This is a genomic window from Caballeronia sp. A2-2 (genome assembly GCF_057612605.2).
The window spans coordinates 1,386,501-1,401,413 of the sequence record NZ_CM172587.1 but is presented as its reverse complement, the minus strand read 5'-3'; the positions used below and the strand labels follow the sequence as shown (position 1 = coordinate 1,401,413).

General features: G+C 60.5%; 14 protein-coding genes and 1 pseudogene. 8 read left to right on the top strand and 7 right to left on the bottom strand.

The window, feature by feature from the left end; all coding sequences use genetic code 11:
- Positions 1-594: 594 nt before the first annotated feature.
- The gene (locus ACZCWR_RS06610; protein WP_487302908.1) at positions 595-1,179 is read left to right on the top strand and encodes an MgtC/SapB family protein; all 585 of its coding nucleotides are present in this window, start codon (positions 595-597) and stop codon (positions 1,177-1,179) included.
- Between the two features lie 110 nt (positions 1,180-1,289).
- Here the strand turns inward: ACZCWR_RS06610 and ACZCWR_RS06605 are convergent, their stop codons facing one another.
- The 4 genes from ACZCWR_RS06605 to ACZCWR_RS06590 form a co-directional block, all read right to left on the bottom strand.
- On the bottom strand, positions 1,290-1,916 hold the full coding sequence (locus ACZCWR_RS06605) for a DUF47 domain-containing protein (RefSeq protein ID WP_487302907.1): 627 nt from the start codon (positions 1,914-1,916) through the stop codon (positions 1,290-1,292).
- 505 nt (positions 1,917-2,421) lie between these two features.
- On the bottom strand, positions 2,422-2,535 hold the full coding sequence (locus tag ACZCWR_RS06600) for a PepSY domain-containing protein (protein ID WP_487303268.1): 114 nt from the start codon (positions 2,533-2,535) through the stop codon (positions 2,422-2,424).
- A 1,235-nt stretch (positions 2,536-3,770) separates the two neighbouring features.
- Positions 3,771-4,448: a haloacid dehalogenase type II gene (locus ACZCWR_RS06595; protein ID WP_487302906.1), complete on the bottom strand. Its 678-nt coding sequence runs from the start codon at positions 4,446-4,448 to the stop codon at positions 3,771-3,773.
- 41 nt (positions 4,449-4,489) lie between these two features.
- Complete coding sequence (locus tag ACZCWR_RS06590) at positions 4,490-5,119, bottom strand: CGNR zinc finger domain-containing protein (RefSeq protein ID WP_487302205.1); 630 nt, start codon at positions 5,117-5,119, stop codon at positions 4,490-4,492.
- 142 nt (positions 5,120-5,261) lie between these two features.
- Here ACZCWR_RS06590 and ACZCWR_RS06585 point away from each other — a divergent pair, with 142 nt between their 5' ends.
- From ACZCWR_RS06585 to ACZCWR_RS06575, 3 genes are read left to right on the top strand one after another with little or no spacing between them, the layout of a single operon-like run.
- Entirely contained in the window at positions 5,262-6,116 is an 855-nt protein-coding gene (locus ACZCWR_RS06585) for an alpha/beta fold hydrolase (protein ID WP_487302905.1), read from the top strand.
- Positions 6,117-6,156: 40 nt separating this feature from the next.
- Positions 6,157-7,128, top strand: coding sequence for a zinc-binding alcohol dehydrogenase family protein (locus ACZCWR_RS06580; RefSeq protein ID WP_487302904.1), 972 nt, complete (start codon positions 6,157-6,159; stop codon positions 7,126-7,128).
- 15 nt (positions 7,129-7,143) lie between these two features.
- Entirely contained in the window at positions 7,144-7,914 is a 771-nt protein-coding gene (locus tag ACZCWR_RS06575) for an SDR family oxidoreductase (protein WP_487302903.1), read from the top strand.
- 125 nt (positions 7,915-8,039) lie between these two features.
- Here the strand turns inward: ACZCWR_RS06575 and ACZCWR_RS06570 are convergent, their stop codons facing one another.
- Positions 8,040-8,999: a cupin domain-containing protein gene (locus ACZCWR_RS06570; RefSeq protein ID WP_487302902.1), complete on the bottom strand. Its 960-nt coding sequence runs from the start codon at positions 8,997-8,999 to the stop codon at positions 8,040-8,042.
- 112 nt (positions 9,000-9,111) lie between these two features.
- Here ACZCWR_RS06570 and ACZCWR_RS06565 point away from each other — a divergent pair, with 112 nt between their 5' ends.
- Positions 9,112-9,651: a carboxymuconolactone decarboxylase family protein gene (locus tag ACZCWR_RS06565; protein WP_487302901.1), complete on the top strand. Its 540-nt coding sequence runs from the start codon at positions 9,112-9,114 to the stop codon at positions 9,649-9,651.
- Between the two features lie 36 nt (positions 9,652-9,687).
- Complete coding sequence (locus ACZCWR_RS06560) at positions 9,688-11,088, top strand: FAD-dependent oxidoreductase (RefSeq protein WP_487302900.1); 1,401 nt, start codon at positions 9,688-9,690, stop codon at positions 11,086-11,088.
- Positions 11,089-11,514: 426 nt separating this feature from the next.
- Here ACZCWR_RS06560 and ACZCWR_RS06555 read toward each other — a convergent pair whose 3' ends face one another.
- Both ACZCWR_RS06555 and ACZCWR_RS06550 read right to left on the bottom strand, forming a co-directional pair.
- On the bottom strand, positions 11,515-12,000 hold the full coding sequence (locus ACZCWR_RS06555) for a DUF6196 family protein (protein ID WP_487302899.1): 486 nt from the start codon (positions 11,998-12,000) through the stop codon (positions 11,515-11,517).
- A 108-nt stretch (positions 12,001-12,108) separates the two neighbouring features.
- Positions 12,109-13,035, bottom strand: coding sequence for a LysR family transcriptional regulator (locus ACZCWR_RS06550; protein WP_487302898.1), 927 nt, complete (start codon positions 13,033-13,035; stop codon positions 12,109-12,111).
- A gap of 185 nt (positions 13,036-13,220) precedes the next feature.
- Here ACZCWR_RS06550 and ACZCWR_RS06545 point away from each other — a divergent pair, with 185 nt between their 5' ends.
- Both ACZCWR_RS06545 and ACZCWR_RS06540 read left to right on the top strand, forming a co-directional pair.
- A complete protein-coding gene (locus ACZCWR_RS06545; RefSeq protein ID WP_487302897.1) occupies positions 13,221-14,150 on the top strand; it encodes a zinc-dependent alcohol dehydrogenase family protein in 930 nt (309 codons plus the stop codon).
- A 648-nt stretch (positions 14,151-14,798) separates the two neighbouring features.
- Positions 14,799-14,912, top strand: a pseudogene (locus tag ACZCWR_RS06540) (ABC transporter permease); the annotation flags it as partial.
- Position 14,913: the final 1 nt, after the last annotated feature.

Sequence of the window (14,913 nt, the reverse complement as noted above, 5' to 3'; positions counted from 1 at the left end):
CATGTTCTGCCTTCAAGATCTGCCTTCCAGCACTTCTGTTAGCCACGGCGTGTCTTTTATCGACGCCCACATTCATTTTATCGATGCTCTGGATGTTCGCCGGAGCCGTCAGCGTCGGCCACCGCGATATTCGCAGCTTTCCAGGCGAGGCAATACCCATTGGCTGGCACAAAGGCTGGCGAAGTGTGTTCCTCACCGTCTATCACTTGGCACGGTGGCCTTGGTACGTGCGCACCGAGCTCTCCACTTTTATACAAGCCTGGATAAACCGCAGCAGAAATGCGCGCCGTACCAATAAAAAACGCCTCTCCAAGAGAAGGATGGTGATTAGGCACGCGACTCATTAGGCCGTGGACCAGACACGTCGGTTTAATAAACGGCTGCACCGGACTTCCGCTTCTGTCGCAGAAATGTCACGTTACTTATATTCAGCGGCGGGACCAAGGCGCCTACGCATTTCGAAAGTCCATCGTGCCGGTCGCTTTCGTCGGAGGAAGGACTAGGATTTCAAATGGCGAGATTCTCGCGCGCCTTGCAGTGGCCGGGGCGCTGGGTAGCGTAATCGGATTCGAGCGGGAGCGCCTGAATTAGGCCGTGGGTCTGCAAACGCACATGCTACTCAGCGTCGGTACGGCACTGATCATGCTGGTCTCAGCCTTCGGGTTCGCCGATATGCTCGGCCAGAAGAATGTTGTTTCTGGACCCGTCGCGGGTCGCGGCGCAAGAGTCTTAGGCATCGGCTTTCTCAGCGCGGGTTCTATCTTGATGCGCGGCGAAGTCGTCCGGGGCCGGACTACAGCAGCAAGCTTGTGGTTGGTTTCGGGAGTTGGACTTGCCGTCGGTGGCGGAATTTACACCGCATCGATTGGTGCGACGGTGATTATCAGCGTCATTTTTGCAGGCATGAAGCCTCTCGAGCGCCGTTTTATTTCGGTCAAACAACAGCGCACTATACAACTTCTTGCAGACCGGGACAGTATTACCCTCAATTCGCTGCACGAAGCACTCGGCAGCGGGCGCATCCGGGTCAAGCAATTCATCGTTCAGCAATCGGAAGACGACCCGCCGTGGATGAAGTGCAGATCGAACTCACGCACAACAGCCAACCAATTCGAAGCAATCTCGCGTCGACTGCTGTCAATCCATAGTGTGCGCTCATCGCAGCCGAAGTCACAATAGGGCCGGTTGGGAGCCGACGATATCTGCGCTCGCCTTCGCGCTCTCGTCGAGTTGGCGCATCAAGGAAAGGGTGACTTGTCGCTGCAGCCGTTGTGTTTAACGGTACTCGTTCAGGCGTTCTCGAGAACGATCCCCTCAAGAATGTTCGCCACGTCTTCGCACTTGTCGGTGACCGCTTCCAGCAACTCAAACACGGCTTTTAGCTTGATCAACGTCTTCACGTCGCCCTCTTCGCGAAACAGCTTCGACATTGCGGTGCGGAGGATACGATCTGCCTCCGACTCCAGAATATCGATGTCTTTGCAAGCGGCAATAATCTGATTTGATTGCCGCATGTTTGCCAGCTGGCTCACAGCAAAGTGGACGCGCTCGGCGGTCGATACACAGATGCGCGCCAGTTCATTCGCTTCTGACGTCAATGCCCGCACGTCGTAAAGAATGATGACCGTTGCGACATCCTCAATGAGATCGAGGATGTCGTCCATCGTGGTGATCAATTTATGAATAACGTCACGGTCGAACGGCGTGATGAACGTTTTGTGTAGCAGGTCCATCGTCTCGCGCGTAAGCTGGTCAGCAGCCTTCTCGGCTCGGTGGACGTTTTGTTTGTAGGCCTCGGCATTCGGCAAATCCGCGATCAGCCGTTCGAGCTCCCGGCTCGCCTCGACAATGCACTCACCGTGTGCATTAAAAATTTCGAAAAATCGGCCCTCCGTGGGCATGAACTTGCCGAACATGGACGTTCTCCGGAATTGATCGAGCCTTGCGCTGGCGACGGCGCCGTATTGTACCGCCCTGCCCGTCGATGTTCATTCGACGGGCGAACGCATGGAGACGAAGGAGAACGTATCAAAACGAGCTCCTCACGCCCGCTGCGCAGTTACTGCGACAGAGAAGACGAGTCAATGATCGCTCGGTAAGCGGGCTCCCATGAGCCTGTAGACGGAAACGCCAGCAATGACGTGACGCTGATGGATTCGGCGGGCGCACGCCCTCTTGACAAACATAAGTGATCTTGCGCCGTTGAGGGGAAAAGATTTGATCTCTCGGCCTCTACGCCATGGATCAAAACATTTCCGTGATTGACAGGCTGCAACCCACATCCAATGTTACGCAGCGTCGAGCTTTCGCTGCCTGAAGGTCCGGAGCCGCCAGGCAGGTCGCCCTTTTCGCTTGCTAAAATCAAACGGTCCAAGACCACTTGGACTTGAAACGACTTTGTGAGGTCGTCGACCGCCGTGTTCAGTGCTTCGGTTCGCTCTTGGTAATCGCGCCAGTGTGCGGATCGACATGCAACTCGTAGATTCGCCCGCCCATCTTTGCTTCTCCCTCCCAGTGTCCATCGTCGGCTTTCAGGTAGGCATTCGCATACCCTTCTCATTGAGTTTGGAGATCGCTTGCTGACTGGACATCCAGTCAGCTCCGGACGTATCAGCCATAGCGGCCGTTGAAGCCAGCATGACAAAGCCGGCCAAAACGGCCCGAAAACACTTTGACGAGGTCATAAGCTTCTCCTAAATGTGAGAGCTGTTTCGTAGCAAATGCTGAGCTTTCGTCGGCGTGGCCTAATTCGTCCGCCCGCCTCAAGCACCGCGCTTATGCCGTTCGAACACCTTGCGCACGTGTTTGAACGACGCTCGGCTTCTGCCAGCGGGCCATAATCGGTCAGGTGGCAAAGGACACTGCATTTTGCAGATACGTGCTCAACATCAACGCGGACAGTCCCGTGCCATGGATGGGATACGAGCCCGACGTCCTCGCAAGGCAGGTGCTAAGAAGCGGTGGCGGCGCAAATATTTTGCCGCCGCGCATTATCGAGTTGCATGAACTTCGAACCTTATGGCGTTACTCTTATGTCGAAACTGGCATCATCGTTGGCACGATTCGCTTGCGATGCACCGCAATCAGGATCTTAGGCCGGAGACGGTCGCTTTTGTTGGCTCAATTGCCGCACAAATGGTCTAACGATCGACGTCTTAAGTGACTGCAGATGGCCGATAGCACCAACTCGAGAGCACTTTGCGCAGCGATCGCTAACCTACGGTACGGCAGCTCATGGCGGCGAACGTGAGCGAGTGCTGTCGGCCAGAAGCGGGCATTCACGCAGGGCCTCTTGCAGACGGCCGAGCGGCACTTCCCATCCGAAAAAAGTCATTCACGATAGATGTCGTTCGATGTCTTGCCGTCTGAATCCGCGGTAAATGTCGCGCAAGTCCATGCAGATATAGAAGCACCTCTGCCACTGCCACTGCCACTGCCACTGCCACTGCCAAAAAGTAAGTTTTGCTGGCTGCGCAAGTTGAGTCGCACGCGTGAAACGGATGTTCCCAGTCCTTGTTACCCCACCACGCTCGGGTGTGACCTAGTTCTGTCTTCGGAAGCCGATACGCTGCCAGCAACGTGTGACATGATGTCGGATGTCGCCCGGTCCCGCGGCCATCGACGCGCTCAGTGGCCGAACGCATCACCGACCGAGCGTCGCTTCGCGGCGCCTGCTATCCGGATGTCGCCGACCAAAAGGACTTATAAGCGAATCCAAGACAGCGAACTTTGCCGCGGTGATGACGCAAGCAGCGCGCAACCGAGCCTGATTACGCCTTGTCAAAGAGGTCGAGCAACGCATCGGGGCCGGACAGTTCCCAGTCCGGCCTTTGCCCCATTTCCTCGAACGTATTGCCGCCGCGATTGATCCACGCAGTCGGAAAGCCGAAATGGCGCGCGCCGGTTGCGTCCCACGCATTCGACGAGACGAAGAGAATCGACGCGCGCGAAACACCGAATGCTTCCTCCGCGAGTTCGTAGGCGCGATCGTGCGGCTTGTAAATGCGCACCGGATCGACGCTCAGCAGATGATCGAAGTGATCGCGCAATCCCGCATGGCCGACTACGGAGCCGATGGAATGCAGCGAGCCGTTCGAGAGAATCGCGAGCCCGAGGCCGCGCTCCCTGAGCCGCGGAAGTGTCGCCGGCACTTCGGGAAAGGGCTGCAGCTTCAGATACGCATCGCAAAGTGCCGCCTTCGTCTTATCATCCAGATCGAGCTTCAGATGCCGCGCCGTATAGCGCAATGCATCTTCCGTCGCCTGCTCGAAGGTGACGTAGCGATTCATCAGGCTGCGCAGCCACGTGTATTCGAGCTGCTTCTGCCGCCAGATCGTGCTGATCTCGCGCCCGTGTCCCGGATATCGCTGCTCGCACTGATCAATGACCGAATGTACGTCGAACAGCGTGCCGTAAAGATCGAACGCAATCGCCCTGATGTGTTTCATGCTCTCTCCTTCCATTGAACATCCGGATCGAACGGTAAGGCTCAACCGCCCTTTCCTTCCCTGAGCCGCGCGCGATGCGCGGCCACCTTCGCGCGATTGCCGCAGATGGCCATGCTGCACCAGCGGCGCGCATGTCCACGCGTGTGATCGGCGAACAGCAGCGTGCACTTCGGGCCCTCGCACGCCTTGACGTACGTGAAGTCCTGTTCGCACACGAGCTTCGCCAGCGTCTCGACGATCGGCATCAGCAGCGACTCGGGCGTCGAGTAGCGGCGTTGCATCGTGAATGCAAGGCCGCTCGGCGCGCTCTCGTCCGCGACGATCGCGCCGTGCTGTTCGTCGCGCTGCAGCACGCCATTCAACGCTTCGAGTTCGCTCAGGTCCTTTGCCGCGAGCGGCCGTCCCTTTCTCTTCTGCACAAACGATCTGAACCATTCGCGCAGGCCGCGCGCCTTGGCCGCGATCTCGTCCAACTCGGCAGACGCGGTTTGCGAACGCATGTGCGCAAGCACCTCGGCAGGCACCAGTTGCGCCTGTTCGAGCCATGACAGAAGGCCTTCGCCGTCCGCGATCCAGTCGACGGGTTCGTCGACCGGCGTCGCGATCGAGTTGAGGAAATCGAGGCCGGGCGCATCGGCCACGAAGATCGCGGGGAGTGAGCTGTATTCCATTTTTTAGCCAGCCGTGTTTCTACGATGACTTTATCGTAACCGCTAAAACACCACTTGACAAGTTACTTCCGCGCTTTGTAACCTCTTTCAAATGTTTTTAACAGTTACGAGACGAAACCACCTCCCCCCCAAAGAAACGACCATGTCCGCTATTGCTCATCGCCATATCGACGTCGACGGCTTCAATGTGTTCTATCGCGAAGCCGGTCCTGCAGACGCGCCGAAGCTGCTTTTGCTGCACGGCTTTCCGAGTTCGAGCCACATGTTTCGCGACCTGATTCCGCTGTTTGCCGACCGCTTTCATACCGTCGCGCCGGACCTTCCGGGCTTCGGTCTCTCCGACATGCCGAGCCGCGACAGCTTCGCGTACACCTTCGAGAACATCGCCGGCGTCATCGACCGCTTTACAGAAGTGATCGGCTTCGACCGTTACGCTGTCTATGTCTTCGATTACGGCGCACCGACGGGCTTCCGCCTCGCGCTGAAGCATCCGGAGCGCATCACGGCCATCATTTCGCAGAACGGCAACGCTTATGAGGAAGGACTGAGCGACGGCTGGAATCCGATCCGCGCGTACTGGCAGGAGCAGACTCAGGCCAATCGCAATGCACTGCGCCCGTTCCTCACGAAGGAAACGACGAAGTGGCAATACAGGCACGGCGTGCCTGACGAGTCGGCCGTCTCGCCCGACGGCTACTCGCTCGACGACTACTACATGAGCCGTCCCGGCGCGCACGAAGTGCAGCTCGATCTGTTCGGCGATTACCGCAGCAATGTCGCGCTCTATCCGGCGTTCCAGGCGTACTTCCGCGAGCATCAACCGAAATTTCTCGCCGTGTGGGGCAAGAACGATCCGTTCTTCCTGCCGCCGGGCGCGGAAGCATTCAAGCGCGACATTCCGCATGCGGATGTGCGCTTCTTCGACACGGGCCACTTCGCGCTCGAAACGCACGCGGCGCAGATCGCGGCAGCCATCAACGAATTCCTCGCTGACTAAGCGCGGTCACACCGCGTTCATCTACCAAAGGAGAAACATCATGCGTGCAATCGTCCTCGAAAAGTTCGGCGGTCTCGACAGCCTCGTCTATGCGGAGATTCCGGAGCCGGAACCGCTGGAAGGGCATGTCGTCATCGAGATCAAGGCATTCGGCATCAATCACGCCGAGATGCACATGCGGCGCGGCGAATGGGCCGAAGCGGCAAAAGTGAGTGGCATCGAATGCGTGGGCATCGTGAAGTCGTGTCGGGGCGGCGAGTTTCCCGTCGGCGCGAAAGTGGCCGCGCTGATGGGCGGGCTCGGGCGCACCATTAACGGCAGCTATGCGCAGTTCACGCGCGCGCCTGTGTCGAATGTCGCGCTGATCGAATCCGATCTGCCATGGGCCGAACTCGCGGCGATTCCCGAAAGTTATGCGACGGCGTGGACGACCCTGTTCCGCAATCTTGAAATCAAGGAAGGGCAAACCGTGGTGATTCGCGGCGCAACCTCGTCGCTCGGGCAAGCGGCGGTGAATCTCGCCGTCAACGCAGGTGCGAAAGTGATCGCCACGACGCGCAGCCGCGAGCGCTTCGCGAAGCTCGAAGCAATGGGCGTGTCGCGCGTGGAACTCGAAGGGCCTGACCTCAGCAAGCGGATCGCGGAAGCGAAGCATATCGATGCCGTGCTCGACCTCGTCGGCAACAGCACGATTCTCGATTCGCTCGCGATGCTCCGGCGCGGCGGGCGCGCGTGCCTTGCGGGCTGGCTCGGCGGACTGGCGCCGATCCCGGATTTCAACCCGCTCCTGCAGATGTCGAGCGGCGTGTATCTGACCTTCTTCGGCAGTTTCGTGTTCGGCACGCCGGGCTTTCCGCTTTCCGATGTGCCGCTGCAGTCCATTGCAGCGGATATTGCGGCGGGCCGTTTCAATGCGAAGCCCTCGCGCGTGTTCTCGTTCGACGAGATTCACGAAGCCCATCGCGTGATGGAAGCCAACGAAGCGAACGGCAAGATGGTCGTCGTTCATTGAGCCGGGAGAAACCACATGTCCATTAAAGCAGCCATCGTCACGGGCGCGAGTCAGGGGATCGGGCGCTCGACGGCGATCCGCCTCGCACGCGATTTCGATTCGATCGTGCTCGTCGCACGTAATCGCGCCAATCTCGAAGAGACCGCCGACGCGGTTCAGAAGGCCGGCGTAAAGACGATCGCAATCGACATCGACCTCGCACGGCCCGAGGCCGCGCAGGACGTCGTCGATGAAGCGCTCGCCGCGTTCGGCCGCATCGACGCGCTGCTCAATATCGCGGGCGCGGTGCCGCAGATCGATCTCTTCGACATGACCGACGAGCAATGGGACGCCGGCCTCGCGCTGAAGCTTCACGGCGCGCGCAGGCTGACGGTCGCGGCCTGGCCGTCGCTGAAGCAGTCGTCCGGATCGGTCGTGCTGATGTCGGGGAATTCCGCGATGTTTCCGAAGGCGCCGTATGCGGCCGTCGGCACGATCAACGCGGCGATCGTCGCACTGGCGAAGGCGTTTTCCGATCGCGGCATCGCGGATGGCGTGCAGGTAAATAGCGTCCTTCCTGGCCCGGTGATGACCGGCCGCCGGCGCTCATATCTCGAGCACTGGGCGCCTCTGCACGACATGACCGTGGAAGAAGCGACGGCGCGTTTCCCCAAGGAAGCCGGCATCGCGCGTTACGGCACGCCGGAAGAAATCGCCGAGTTGATGGCATTCCTCGTCTCGCCCGCGGCCAAATGGATGACCGGCAGTACGCTGCGCATGGACGGCGGCGAGGTCAAATCGGTCTGAAGGGAAGAAGCCAAAGGCCGGACGGATGTCCGACCTTTGGCGCTTACCGCGACATCGCGCCCGAAGCCGGATTGGAACTCTCAATGCAGCGAGCGAAGTGACCGATGCACCGCGCGGCAGCCCGCCTAGGCCTGCCGCGTCTGCGCATGCGTGCGCCGCCAGCGCGCAGGCGTCAGGCCGAACTGCTGGCTGAACGCGCGCCGAAACGCCGCCACCGACTGATACCCGATCGTCTCGGCCACGGCTTCGGTCGACACGCCAGGCTTTTTCAGCTCGTTCGCTGCCAGCGCCATGCGTACATGGATTAGCAGATCGCTGGGCGAACGTCCGACCTTCGTTTGAAACTGACGGATCAACGTGGCTCGCGACATATTGCATAGGGCCGCCAGGTCGGGCAGCGTCCAGTCATGCGCCGGTTCCGTGAAGATCGCCTTGAGCGCCGGGGACAGTCGCGAATCGCCTGCGAGCGCCAGCAGCCCGGCGGGCGCTTCGTCGGACTCCGTGCTGGCGCGTAAAGTCAGTGCAAAAAGCGCCGCCGACAGCGCGTTCATCATCGCGTGGCCACCGAGATTGTCGGCAAGCGATTCCGCCCGCATCAGCGCGACGAGACCGTTCAACTGATTTAACGCGCCGTCCGGCCCGGCGCCCCTCGACGTCGAAGTGCGCACGACGAGCCGTCCGGGCAGATACGCCCGCACAAAGCGGTCATGCGGCGGCGCAAGCACGATGCGTCCGCACAGCATGTCCAGACGCTCCCCCGTGCCCGTGTTCTCGCTGACGATCAGATTCATGACCGCGCGCTGGCGGGCTGGCTTCGGCCGCGCGCCGCTGCCGTCGCGAAGCGTGTGGGCCGATCCGTGCGCAAGCAGCACGATATCCCCGGCGCCGAGCGGCTGCGGCTTGCCCGCGCCGGGCGTCTCCAGAATGGCCGATCCGCCCAGCACGATGTGATAGGGCATTTCGCCCTCGTCCGAATCGGCGTAGATGACTTCCCAGGGCGCGCCATACGAGCATCGGAGTTCGAGCTGACCGCGCACGGTCATCATGCCGAGCAGACGGCTCAGCCAGTCGATCGAAAGCGCCATGCTGATCTCCAAATGGAACTTTCGAGCATGATATTGAGCATTTGGCGACTCAACAAGCTCATTCGACAAACCTAAAGTGGAGGCTCCTGACCACCACCCAACGAGGTTCACCATGAGTCGCATCGCCATCCCCGCACTCTCCGCTGCCACTGGCGCCACCGCCGACGTCTATGCCCGCGTTCGCAAGATCGCGGGCGGCGGCGTGCCGAATCTGTTCGCCGCGCTCGGTCATCTCTCGCCCGCGACGTTGAACGCCGCGCTGGAAGCCGAAGGCGCGCTGGCGTCGAGCAGTCTGAGCAAGCAGGATCTGGAGACCATCAAGCTGCTGATCAGCGAACTGACCGGCTGTGACTACTGCGTGGCCGCGCACGTGATGCTCGGCAAGATGGCCGGTCTGACGCCAGCGGCGCTCAAGCAGATTCGCACCGGCCAGCCGACGGGCGACATCAAGCGCGATGCGCTGATCCGCTTCGTGCGGACCCTGCAAACGACGCGCGGCACCATCGACGAAGACGAGCTCACCGCCATTCGCGCGGCAGGCTACAGCGACACGCAATTGGCGGACATCTCGCTCGCGATTGCGATGACGATCTTCACCAACACGTTTAATCGAATTAACGATACCGACGTCGATTTTCCGGCCGTCGAGTGATCCATTCATTCATCCGTCAGCACATTGGAGAAAGTCATGTCTCAGATCGAACAGTTCGATACGCTGGTTCTCGGCAGCGGCCAGGGCGGCAAGCTCCTGGCGTGGCATCTGGCGCGCGCGGGACAGCGCGTCGCCGTGGTCGAGCGTCAATGGGTCGGCGGCTCGTGTCCCGCCGTCGCCTGTTTGCCCAGCAAAAACGAAATTTGGAGCGCGCGTGTCGCGCATTTGACGCACCATGCCGCCGATTTCGGCGCGATGACCGGACCCGTGACCATTGACATGGCGAAGGTTCGCGATCGCAAGCGCGGCATGGTCGAGCGGGAGGCTGCGTTTCACGTGCAGGCGTATGCGTTGAGCGGCGCGGAACTGGTCATGGGCGTGGGTCGATTCGTCGGGCCGAAGACCATCGAAGTGCGGCTCAACGATGGCGGCACGCGCACGCTCGTCGGTGATCGGGTCGTGGTGAACGTCGGCACCCACGCCGCGATTCCGGACGTGCCGGGTCTGCAGGCGTCCGATCCGCTGACGCACATCGGCGCGCTGGAACTCGATCGCGCGCCGCCGCATCTGATCGTGTTAGGCGGCGGTTACATCGGCGTGGAGATGGCGCAGGCATACCGGCGGTTCGGCAGCCGCGTGACCGTTGTAGAGCGCGGCGCGCGGCTGATGGCTCGCGAGGACGCGGACATCGGCGAAGAAATGCTGCGGATCCTCCGGGCGGAAGGCATCGACGTGACACTGGATGCGCAGACCATTCGCGTCGCAGGTCATTCCGGAACGCAAGTGCGCGTCGTCGTGCGGACGCCTTCGGGCGAACAGATGCTGGAGGGCAGCGACATTCTCGTCGCGGCGGGACGCGTGCCGAACACGGCGGATATTGGCCTTGACTTGGCGCGCGTGCAACTCGACGAGCGCGGCTACATTCGCGTGAACGATAGCCTGCAGACCTCGGCGGACGATGTCTGGGCGATCGGCGAAGTGGCGGGAAGCCCGCAGTTCACGCATGTCTCCGTCGACGATTTCCGGATCGTGCGCGACAACATGGCGGGCGGACATCGCAGCACGAGTGACCGACTGATTCCGTACACGCTGTTCACGGATCCGCCTCTGGCGCGTGTCGGCCTAAACGAAACCGATGCGCGGCGTGCGGGGATCGGCGTGCGCATTGCGACGCTACCGATGAGCAACGTTCTGCGCACCGAAGCGACGGACGAAACGCAGGGCTTCATGAAAGTGCTCGTCGGTGCGGACGACGACCGCATCCTCGGCTTCACGATGATCGGCTCGGAAGCAGGCGAAGTACTCGCGGCGATGCAGACCGCGATGATCGCCGGGCTGCCGTATCAAAAGCTGCGTGACGCCGTGATTTCCCATTTGACCGTGGCAGAAGGTCTGGGTCCGTTGTTGGCAAAGGTGCCCGAACGTACGGCCAAGTGAGATGCGAGGTCGGACGGGCGGCGTAGTTATTGAACGGGGTCCGGCAACTTAGGCTGCGGCGGGTACGTCCGCACGTGGAGCAGCGCGCCTTTGAGGGCGCGCTGCGCGTCCTGCGGCAGACTAAGCCCGGCGTTCGCGGTCACGCGGAAGTCATGCGGCCAAGTGCCGGGTGAGGGTCTCTTATTCGCGATCTTCATCTCCGATGCTCTCGTTGCGGATACAAGACGCGCAGCGAGCTATCGGCTTGGGCCTTGCAGAATAGGCGTTCGCCGACGCGAATAAGATGTGTAAACGGTTTCGGACGAGCTGATCGGGCCGACGCCATCGACATCGGGACGTCCGCCTGGACTCGACACACTGAGCGGCCTCGAATGACAAGCGCGAAGCGGCTAGTGCCGACCCTGGAACCGCGACACGTTCGCGAAGCTATGCTTCCGCTACCAGTTCCGCTAGCTCCTGAAAAACGTCACCTTCAAGCGAGACTGGAACACCCCAATAGTCGAAGATTCCACCATCTTTCCGATTCTGCCCACACGTCACAAAGACGCCAGTTCCAAACTTCTGTTTAAGGTAGTTTGCAAGCCAGCCGACAAATCCGCTGTTGTCGGCATCCGCTGGAAAGTGAAATCTAAAAATAGCAAACAGGTCTTCGTTTTTATCGCTGCAAGGTACAAGCTGACTCCAAACGTCATCATCACGGACAAGGGCTAGAGCATCTGGATTTACGGAGTTGGGAAAATCCTCGAGCGGAAATTCATGGAATGCATAGCTTTGCCGATAGATCTTCAGACGAGCCTTTTTGACGACGCGGCGAAGTCGTTTCTCGGTTTCGGTTGGCGATTCATACGAGATGTCTACCATGGCTTTTCCTGTTTGCGATTGCAGCGGAACAAAGCGCGGGGGAAACCCCATCGCCAGCTTCTGTCACGTCTGGAAGTATCGATCGTATCGTCGTACGCAACTACCATTGGGAAACAAGAAACAATTTCAGGAATAGCGGAAAAATGCTTTCGGATCCTATCAAGGCCGCTTGCGCCTCCGGCCCATCCACGGAGGATGCTCGAACTCTTCTGCCATCCAGTCGACGAACGCACGTACTTTCGCTGGCGTGTAATGCGCCGAAGCGCGGATCACATGCATTGTTTCATTGCCCTCTACTTCCCATGCGGGCAATACTTCGACGAGGCGTTTCTCACGTAACTCGCTCGCGACGATCCAGTCCGCGCAATACGCTACGCCAACGCCTTTAAGCGCCGCGTGCATCACGGCATCGATGTCGTCGGTGGCAAGCCGCGAACGCGTGCGCACTGCACGCCGCTGTCCGTGCCGCGAAAGATGCCAGACCGGATGCGAGGTCATCGGCGTAAATCCAATGCACGCATGCTGGACCAGGTCGCGCGGATGTCGGATCGGCGGATGCGCCTCCAGATACGCCGGCGATGCGCACAACAAGCGACGCATCGTCTGCACATGCGTCGCGACCAGCCGACTATCTTCGAGCCGCCCAATCCTCACGCCCACGTCAAAGCGCTCCGCAATCAGATCGACGAAGCGGTCGGTGAAGTCGGCTTGCACTTCCAGCGCAGGATAGCGCGCGAGAAACTCGGGCAGCCGCGGCGCGATCCAGCGGCGACCAAAGCCAGCCGGCAGGCTCACGCGCAGAAGTCCGATGGGCGAGGCACTCAACGAACGCGCCTCTTCCTCGCCGCTGCGGATCAGTTGCATGGCTTCCTGCACCCGTTCGCGCAGACGCATGCCGGCGTCGGTTGCAGAAAGACGGCGTGTCGATCTTTCTATGAGCCGGGTGCCGAGCCGGATTTCCAGCGCCTTTAACCGCCGCGAGATCACTGAACTATCGCGTCCGAGGCGGCGTCCTGCTGCCGTGAAACTGCCCGTGTCGAGCACCGCGAGAAACGCGCTGATCTCGTCCGCTTGCACGCCGTTCATTCATGTGCCTCATGCAAGGATGTTGTGCTTTGGCGATCGATTATAGATGTTCGTTCGCAGTAGCATTGCCTCTATCGATCACAAGAACGGAGCAACAGGCGATGCGTGCTTTCCAGTTGTCACCAGGGGAAACCTGGCAGCTCGTGTTGCGCGACGCACCGACACCGCGGCCGGCGGCGGACGAAGTGATAATCCGACTGCATGCAGCCGGTCTGAACTATCTGGACCTGATGGTGGCGCGCGGACGGCTGGGAGACGCGACACCGCCCTTCGTACCCGGGACGGACGGGGCCGGCGAGATCGTCGAAACAGGAGAGCAGGTGAAAGGCTGGGCGATTGGAGAGCGTGTGGTTTCAGGGTCGATCGTCGACTGGTCGGCAGGCTTGCCGACCGATGCGAACGCGCGGCGGATTCGCGGTGTCACCATGCCGGGATCGCTTGCCGACTATGCAGTCGTTCCTGCGAGCGCGTTAGTGCGGATTCCGGACGGGATGCCGTACACGCAAGCCGTCACGCTGCCGATCGCGGCCACGACGGCCTGGAACGCGATCGTAAAGGGGCGCGTCGGACCTGCATCGACCGTCGCCTTGCTGGGTACCGGCGGTGTGAGCCTGTTCGCATTGCAGTTCGCGAAGGCAGCGGGAGCATGCGTAATTCTGTCGTCGTCTTCGGACGAGAAGCTCGAACGTGCGCGACAACTCGGCGCCGATGTGCTGATCAACTACCGCACACGGCCCGCGTGGGACGAAGCCGTACTCGAAGCGACGCATGGCAAAGGCGCAGATCTCATCGTGGAAACGGTGGGCGGGAGCACGTTCGCACGGTCCATCAATGCGGCGAAGATCGGCGGCACGGTGTACGTGGTGGGCTTCATCGGCGGGATGGAAGTGACGATGCCTGTGCTGCCTGTGATGGTCAAGACCTTGAACATTCTTGGCAGCCAGACTGGCTCGACCAGCGACCTCGCGAATGCTGCGCAGGCCGTGCATCAGGCGCGCATCCAACCGGTGATCGATCGGGTGTTTCCGTTCGAGGCGGCGGGCGAGGCCTATGCGTATCTCGCCTCAGGAGCGCATTTCGGCAAAGTCGTCATGGAATTCGCCGAACGTCGATAGTTGGTTCGCTCGGGCAATCCCCGTCTTAGCGGTGCCTGTTGTGGCTGGCGGAGTCGCTACCCGACCACACCGAGTTTCCCCCCATATTCCAGCGTCCCGAAGTCTCGACGGCAGCCATCACCTCGATAAGAGACTTTCGAGGAATCAGCGGAGAACGGCCAAATTGGGTCGCGAAGCCTCATTCGCCGTTCCCCGAAGCTGACATTCAATTGCGCCACACCGCCGACGACAGCACAGCGAAGTGGAACAGCCGCACGGTCCGCGACCGACGAACATCGGCTTTGGCCGAGATGCTGTCTTCGAGACGCCGGCTTGAATGACGCATTACTCAGTAGGCCGCCGTCGAATCGGTGACAGCACGATCGTCGGCATTGGGTTCTGAGTATGTGAGTACGCGCTGACGACAGACCGCTGTCGGGAGGCTCGACGTGAACGACTGCTTTCTGGCGATGGGTTAAACGGCGACGCTGACGGGCCCCGCCTCAGAATGGTCATCCGACTTCCTCGGAAGCGGCCGTACCACGCAGCTTTACGGGCGGCAGTTGTCGACGGCCGCCTCTCCAATTTTGCTTAGCTTTCGCGTCAAGAAATTGATGCAAGGGAACATCGTCCACTGATTTCTAAGGCAAATAGGTTAGACACGATTGGGAAGGCGCGCCGTCCGTGCTGATGCCGGCGGTCGCCATCGCCACGCTGACCGTTGGCGTGAATCTCTTGACCGACAGCCTGCGCCGTCACGGCGCGCGCTCGCACGGAGGCTGAC